Origin of the sequence: Salegentibacter sp., from assembly GCF_041642575.1 — a bacterium.
Classification (GTDB): Bacteria; Bacteroidota; Bacteroidia; order Flavobacteriales; family Flavobacteriaceae; genus Salegentibacter.
Window position 1 is genome coordinate 1 of record NZ_JBEPWD010000089.1, and the last position, 7,854, is coordinate 7,854.

Below are 7,854 nucleotides of genomic sequence, written 5' to 3' on the forward strand. Positions count from 1 at the left end.
TTTCATAACTCCTATGATTTAATGGTTAACCTAATAAATTTACGAATAAACTCTATTTCAATAGTTTATGTTTAAAGGCTGTGGAGTCCCTGGAATTATTTTGAGAAGCACTTATTCATATCTTATTCACCTGAGATCCCCAGGAATTCAGGGCTTTTCGGGTTTAATGTATTATAATGTGATCGAGGTTTTAATTTAATCCGGATGGTAAAAATTAAGGGAAAGCACTTAGGTGGTTGAGAATAAAAAAAGGGCCCGAAGGCCCTTGGATAATATTTTATTTGTAATTAATTGCAAATACCCTCGATGGTAGGGGTTTCATCATTTTTCTTTGAAATATCATTAATTTTAAAGTCAGTCCAAAGATTTGGTGTGGATTGTCCTTTTCCGTTGCATCTAGGATCTAATTCAACTGTCCAGGAATATTCGACACAAGCTTCAAAGTTCAAATTAGATTGTAGTGTTACTCCGTTAGAACCCCATCCTTCCAATCCATCTACAGTAACTCCTTGAGCAAAGGTAAACACTACTTCAGCGTTTTCCATATCTTCTTCCGGGATGTAAGTGAAAGTGTATGATCCATCTTCGTTATCCAAATAGGAGAAGCTTTCTTCACAGTCAGAACAATCGATAACCTCTAGAGTGGCAGAATAATTAAATCCACCAGAACCTATTTTGGCTCTAAATTCATAAGTTCCCAGATCTAACGCTTCTTCTTCAAAAGCATATTCTTCTGGTCCTGCTCCTTGATAGGTTAATTGTTGAAATGATTCCCAATCTTCAATTTCGGGATTCCAAACTTGTAAATGAACATCGGTATCTTTTGCATCGCCATTCCCTTTGTTGTCTTGTGGAAAATCAAAAACAAAAACCGGTGCGTCGCCGTAACAGATTTCAGCTTCAGCAAGCATCATGGATTTATCAGCTTCCTGAGTCTTGACTTTGGCGTCAATGCTTTCAAGAACTTCCGTTTCAATGGGCTCTGTACTACAACCTATAATTCCCGCCCCAAAAATTACTAAGTAAAATAATTTTTTCATAATAATAAGAATTTAAGATTAACTTCTTGAAATTACGAAGATTACAGGAAAACCCTTATTGATGATTGAATTATTCGATGTTATAAAGACTTTTCCCGATGAGCTGCATTAACTTATATAATTCCAGAGGCTTTTCTCTTTCGTTAAGCTGGAATAGGTATGCCGTAGTATTTTATTTTTCTCCATTTGAAGATTAGGGTCTTCTCTTAAGACTTTGGTCGCGAGATGTCTTGCGGTTTTAAGAATGTCATTGTCTTTAACTATATCTGCAATTTGAAGATTTAACACGCCGCTTTGTTGGGTTCCCATGAGATCACCGGGACCACGTAATTTGAGGTCAACTTCAGCGATCTCAAAGCCGTCATTAGTGCCGGTCATGGTTTGTAAACGTGTCTTGCTGTCTTCTGATAGCTTGTGGCCAGTCATTAGGATACAAAAACTTTGTTCCGCACCACGGCCAACCCTGCCGCGAAGCTGGTGCAGTTGTGATAGACCAAAGCGCTCTGCGCTTTCAATAATCATCACACTGGCATTGGGCACGTTTACACCAACCTCAATTACGGTGGTGGCCACCATAATTTGGGTTTCCCCGCGAACAAAACGGTCCATCTCATAATCCTTGGCTTCAGATTTCATCTGGCCGTGAACAATAGAGATCTGGAAATCCGGGAATTCCCTGGCAATGCTTTCGTAGCCATCCATGAGATCTTTATAATCCATGGTTTCCGATTCCTGGATCAGGGGATACACAATATAAACCTGTCTTCCTTTTTTTATTTCCTCCCTGATAAAAGCAAAAACTTTCAGGCGGTTTGCATCAAATCGATGTACAGTTTTTATCGGTTTTCTTCCGGGTGGAAGTTCATCGATCACCGAGATATCGAGATCGCCATAAAGACTCATCGCAAGTGTTCTTGGAATAGGGGTGGCGGTCATCACCAGGATGTGCGGCGGAAGCTCATTTTTCTTCCATAACTTTGCTCTTTGGGCCACTCCAAACCGGTGTTGCTCATCGATAATGGCAAGGCCTAAATTCTTAAATTGAACTTTGTCTTCCAGCAATGCATGAGTCCCGATTAAGATGTCTATCTCTCCATTTTCGAGTTTTTCGTGAATTTCCCTTCTTTTTGAAGCTTTAGTTGAACCTGTAAGTAGTTCGATGCTGGTGTTTAAGTTTTTACATAATTCCATTAATCCGTTATAGTGCTGTACTGACAAAATTTCAGTAGGAGCCATCAGGCAGGCCTGAAAACCGTTGTCAAGTGCTATGAACATTGACATTAAGGCCACAATAGTCTTCCCGGAGCCCACATCACCCTGCAAAAGCCGATTCATCTGTGCTCCGCTGCCCAAATCATTCCTTATTTCTTTGATAACCCGCTTCTGGGCATCGGTTAGATCGAAGGGTAAATGCTCGTTATAAAAGTCGGTAAAATTCGCTCCCACGTTTTCAAAAACATAGCCCTTGATCTTCTTTTTATGAAGCAAATTTTTCCGGATAAGTTGAAGTTGAATGTAGAAAAGTTCTTCAAATTTTAACCGGAATTGAGCCTTGGAAAGCAGCTCCTGACTTTTGGGAAAATGCACATTAAATAGCGCTTCGGATTTTGACAGAAGTTTAAATTCATTCAAAATATCTTCAGAAAGCGTTTCAAAAAACCGGCCTTTTGCTTCAAGGAAAAGCTGCTGCATGATCTTGTTGATCACCCGGTTTGAAATTCCTGCTTTGGCAAGTTTTTCGGTTGAAGGGTAAACCGGTTGCATCGCGGTGCGCAATTGTTTTTTGTAATCCTCAACCAACTCCATTTCGGGGTGGGGCATGCTGAAGACCCCGTTGAACCAATTGGTTTTTCCGAAGATCACATAGGGCGTGTTGAGTTTAAGGTTTTCTCTAATCCATTTTTGACCTCTGAACCACACCAGTTCCATTTTTCCGGTGCTGTCTACAAAATCGGCGACAAGGCGTTTTCCTCGTTTTTGCTCTACGCTTTTAATATGGGTGATCTTCCCAACGAGCTGCACTTCTGCCGAATTTCGCTGTAACTCGTTAATTTTAAAAAAGCGGGTTTTGTCTAAGTAACGATTGGGAAAAAAGCTAAGCAAATCTCCGTAGGTTTGGATTCCGAGCTCACTTTTCAGGACCTGGGCCCGATTGGGTCCAACACCTTTTAGGTAATCTATGGGAGTTTGCAGCAAATTAGCATTCATGGAAACGAAGATATTAAAATCAGGTTTTTTGGCTCTTATTTTCCTTAAAAATTATCCCATTGTGCACAGGGAAGCTTTTTTGTAATTTGCAGGTCTATAACTTCTGTATGAAATATCTTTTTTTAAGCCTTTTTCTGCTGAATTTCAGTTGGTCCGTTTCCCAGGATTTTTCTATTAAACAATTACAGCAGGTAGACTTCAAAAACATTAATGCTACCATAGCCATCTTTCCAGAATCACGCAAAGTAGAGGGTGAGGTGATTTACCATTTTGATGTTTTGGAGGAGCTTGATTCCATGTATCTCGATGCTCAAAAAATGGAATTCTCTGAAGTGAAACTCAATGGGAAAAGCATTGAAACCAGGAATACCGGTAAAGAACTTTGGTTAAAGTATAAATTCAAACCTTCCGAATCTAATGAGATCAGGTTAAGTTATTCGGCCAAACCGCAACAAGCCATGTATTTTATAAACTGGAATATTCCTGAGAATATACAGGCTTCCAAACAGGTTTGGACCCAGGGGCAGGGAAAGAATTCTTCTCATTGGATCCCGGTTATTGATAATCTTAATGAAAAGGCTGTTTTTGATCTTAGTTTTGATTTTAAAAAAGGCTATGTAGTTATTTCAAATGGAGAATTCACTTCTGTAGAAACCTTAAATGATTCTGTTTCCCGCTGGAATTTCCAGATGGAAAAACCTATGAGTAGCTATTTACTGGCTGTGGCGGCAGGAAAATTTCAAAAGGAGGAGGTGAAATCGGACTCCCGAGTGACCATGGAATTATACCTGGAAGAGAACCAGGATTCCCTTCGGGAGCCAAGTTACAGATACAGCAAAGAAATATTTGATTTTTTAGAACAGGAGATCGGGGTGCCTTATCCCTGGCAGAATTACAAACAAGTACCCGTGCAGGATTTTCTGTATGCGGGGATGGAAAATACCGGAACCACGATTTTTAGCAGGGCTTTGCTTACCGATGAGGTTGGCTTTAAAGATAGAAATTACGTAAATGTGAATGCCCACGAACTTGCTCATCAATGGTTTGGAAACTTAATTACACAGGAAGCAGAAGAACATCACTGGCTGCATGAGGGCTTTGCTACCTATTATGCCTTACTCGCTGAAAAAGAGATTTTTGGAGATGATTATTATTACTGGAAGTTATATGAATCGGCAGAGCGATTGAAAGAGTTGAGCGATATCGGGAAAGGAGAGGCTTTAATGCGAAAAGGAGGTAGTTCGCTCACCTATTACCAAAAAGGAGCCTGGACCTTGCATATTCTACGCGAAAAAGTGGGTGATGAGGCTTTTAAAACTGCAATTAGAAATTACCTGGAGCTTTATGCCTATCAAAACGTGAATACCGATAATTTCATTGCTGAAGTTGAAAGGACTTCCGGACAGGACCTTTCAGGGTTTATGGCTGATTGGCTCAAGCAAACTGCCTTCCAGGGAACTGAAGCCTTGAATTCCCTGAAACAATCGGAATTTATGCAGGATTATCTTATGATAGCCGCTTTAAGGGAGAGCCCGCTGGAGCAGAAGTCAGATCTTTTGCGAAATGCGCTTCAAAATCCTGTAAATGACTATATAGGGCAGGAAGTGGTATTTCAGCTGGCAGGAGATACCTCAAGGGAAGCGCTTCAACTATATAAAATGGCTTTTCAAAGTGAAAATATCTTTGTACGGCAGGCCATTGCGTTGAGCATGGATGAAATTCCGAAGGAATTGAAAACCGAATACGAAAGTCTGTTGGAGGATGAATCCTGGTTGACCACAGAAGCTGCGCTTACCAATCTTTGGATGCAATTCCCCCAGGAGAATACAAAATACCTCGAAGAAACCCGGGGGCTGACAGGTTTTACCGATAAGAATCTCAGAATTTTATGGCTGACTTTAAACCTGGCAACACCTTCATTCGAACCCGAAAAAAAGCAGGAGATCTACAAAGAACTTTCCGGTTATACGGCGCCATTTCATCCTTTTGAAGTAAGGGAGAATGCTTTTGGGTATCTATTTCAAATAAACGCTTTCAGCAAGGAAAACCTCAGGGATCTGGTAGAAGGAACTCAGCACCACAACAATAGTTTCAGGAACTTTAGTCGGCAGTTATTATCGGAATTAATAAATAACCCGGAATACCGACCACAGCTGGAAATTATAAAAACAGAATTACCTGAGAAGGAAAGAAGCTTTTTACAGGAAAAATTAAGCAGGTAAATGCCGAATTTTATTTAGGTTTTAAATCATTTACTTATTTTGGTGCTAAAGTGTAATGCAGGAATTTAATTAGAAAAACAGACAATGCGAGCATTGGTAATATCAGGAGGAGGAAGCAAAGGGGCTTTTGCCGGTGGGGTGGCCCAGTATTTAATTCAGGAAGAAGGGAAGAAATATGATATGTACCTGGGAACTTCCACAGGAAGTTTGTTAATTCCACATCTGGCAGCCGGAAATATCGAAAAGGTTTATGATATCTACACCAACGTGAATCAACGCAAAATTTTCAGCGTTAATCCTTTTGTGGTTAAGAAAAAAGAGGGAAGGGAGTACGTGACCATTAATTACCTGAATACCTTCTGGCAATTTATTCGGAAGAAAAGAACCTTCGGCGAAAGCCAGAATTTAAGGAAGCATATAAAACGCCATTTCTCTCCTGAGGAATTTGAACTCTTGCAAACTTCAGTAAAAGATGTTGTGGTTACGGTTTCTAATCTTTCCAAAAACCGGGTGGAGTATAAGTCCATTCATGATTTTTCCTATGAAGATTTTTGTGATTGGATCTGGATTAGCTGTAATTATATTCCGTTTATGAGTCTTGCCCAAAAAGACGGTTTCGAATATGCCGATGGCGGTCTGGGTTGTGTTGTTCCAATTCGGGAAGCCATAAAACGCGGTGCAAAAGAGGTGGACGCCATTATTCTGGAAGCTGAAAATATGGAATACAATAAAGTCCTGGGGAAAAACCCATTTTCACTTATGATCAACCTTTTTGGATTTTTACAGGACCAGGTAGAATATCACGACATCGTAGAAGGTAAACTCGCCGCTCTAAATAAGAAGGTAAAATTGAATACTTACTATACCCCTACAAAACTCACCGAGAATTCGCTGGTTTTCAATAAACATTTAATGACCGAGTGGTGGCAACAAGGCTTTGATCACGCCCGGGAAAGACATATGCAATACCTGGAACAACGTAAAAAAAACTTCTTCGGTTTCTTTTAAATGAAAGATCTGACTTCTTTTTTAATGAAAGCCAGGGCGGCGTCTGTAGGTGCCGGTTTATCTATCATATTCTTTAAAATGGTTTCTCGAAGGCCATCAGCGGTGGTAACTTCTTCTAAACTGTTCGCTTTTCTGATAAGTCCGATGGTGGCATTTTTTGCAGTTTTGATATAATCCCAGCAATCTCCACTCAGGTAGATCTGTTGAGCGAGGTTATGTTCAAACTCCTGCTCAATGGTTTTTACCAGCAATTGCTCATAAAGCACAGGATCATCGGAATGCGGTTTTACTCGGAATAATATTTTTCCCGGAGAGATTCTTTCCAGGAAAAGGGTCATTCTCTCATAGGCTTGCAGTCGTAAAGGCAAGGCTGTTTTCTGGTTGTCCTTTACCAGAAGGAACCGGCGACGGCCTTCCTCACTTTTTATAAAGGATTTGAAAAAATAATAGGCCAGGGCACCCACAATAAGTGCCGGCAAAAGTGCTAATAGTAACTGTGAAATTTCTATCTGATTCATTGTTTTTTATCGTAAATCGAAGTTTCCTCGGTTTCTGCTTCTTTGGTTGTAACTTCTTTTTCTTTGTATTTCCCGCCTAAATAAGGGCATTACAAATGTTCTTTTATGCTGCCGAAAGGTACTTTTTCTTTGTGATACGTAAAAGTTGCAGCCAGGTTTTCTGCCATGCTCTGTAATTATTGATTTAAATAATCTATAGCTATTTGTGACATTGTTTTAACTCCTAAAAGCATTCCGCTTTCATCTATAAAGAAATCCGGAGTGTGGTGTGGGGCGGACTCGGTAGCATCCAGAGGTTTTCCCCCAAGAAAAAAGTAGAATCCGGGCACTTCTTCCTGGAAGTATGAAAAATCTTCACCACCTGTAGTAGCCTTAACAAGTTCTACATGATTTTTGCCAGCAACTTTTTCCAGCGTTGGAAGCATTTGTTTTGTTAGCTCCGGGTCGTTATAGGTGATCGCTGTATTATTCTGAATTTCAATAGTAGCTTCTCCTCCATAAGCCTCTGCAATGGTCGGAACCATTTCGCGCATTCTCTTCAGAATTAATTCTTTCATATCGGGGTCAAGGGTCCTTACGGTTCCGATCATTTCGGCAGATTCAGGGATGATGTTAAACCTCACTCCGCTGGTGATCTTTCCAACGGTAATAACCGCAGCGCCGTCCACAAGTTTTGCATTCCGACTTATTATCGTTTGCAAGCCGTCAATGATCTTTGCGGAAATTAAAACAGGATCGGTCCCGCTCCAGGGAGCCGAACCGTGAGTCTGCTTTCCTTTTACATTGATTACAAACCGCTCTACAGCTGCCATCGTGCCTTCTGGTTTGTAGCGAATGGTGCCTACTGGAGTTTCAGAA

Annotated in this window: 6 protein-coding genes; 2 read left to right on the forward strand and 4 right to left on the reverse strand. The window is 40.5% G+C overall.

The annotated features are described in order from the left end of the window. Window positions 1-287 precede the first annotated feature (287 nt). Window positions 288-1,040 carry a hypothetical protein gene (locus tag ACESK1_RS10950; RefSeq protein ID WP_372920220.1) on the reverse strand — a complete coding sequence of 251 codons (753 nt, stop codon included), beginning with the start codon at window positions 1,038-1,040 and terminating at the stop codon, window positions 288-290. 108 nt (window positions 1,041-1,148) lie between these two features. Continuing rightward, complete coding sequence (recG, locus tag ACESK1_RS10955) at window positions 1,149-3,248, reverse strand: ATP-dependent DNA helicase RecG (RefSeq protein ID WP_372920221.1); 2,100 nt, start codon at window positions 3,246-3,248, stop codon at window positions 1,149-1,151. A gap of 107 nt (window positions 3,249-3,355) precedes the next feature. Here recG and ACESK1_RS10960 point away from each other — a divergent pair, with 107 nt between their 5' ends. Both ACESK1_RS10960 and ACESK1_RS10965 read left to right on the forward strand, forming a co-directional pair. Next, window positions 3,356-5,470: a M1 family metallopeptidase gene (locus ACESK1_RS10960; protein WP_372920222.1), complete on the forward strand. Its 2,115-nt coding sequence runs from the start codon at window positions 3,356-3,358 to the stop codon at window positions 5,468-5,470. Between the two features lie 84 nt (window positions 5,471-5,554). After that, window positions 5,555-6,478: a patatin family protein gene (locus ACESK1_RS10965; RefSeq protein ID WP_372920223.1), complete on the forward strand. Its 924-nt coding sequence runs from the start codon at window positions 5,555-5,557 to the stop codon at window positions 6,476-6,478. On the opposite strand, the gene ACESK1_RS10970 is transcribed toward ACESK1_RS10965, so the two are convergent. Further along, a complete protein-coding gene (locus tag ACESK1_RS10970; RefSeq protein WP_372920224.1) occupies window positions 6,475-6,996 on the reverse strand; it encodes a hypothetical protein in 522 nt (173 codons plus the stop codon). The genes ACESK1_RS10965 and ACESK1_RS10970 overlap by 4 nt on opposite strands. A gap of 176 nt (window positions 6,997-7,172) precedes the next feature. Next, on the reverse strand, window positions 7,173-7,854 hold a 682-nt coding region (locus ACESK1_RS10975), incomplete at its 5' end, for a M20/M25/M40 family metallo-hydrolase (protein WP_372920225.1).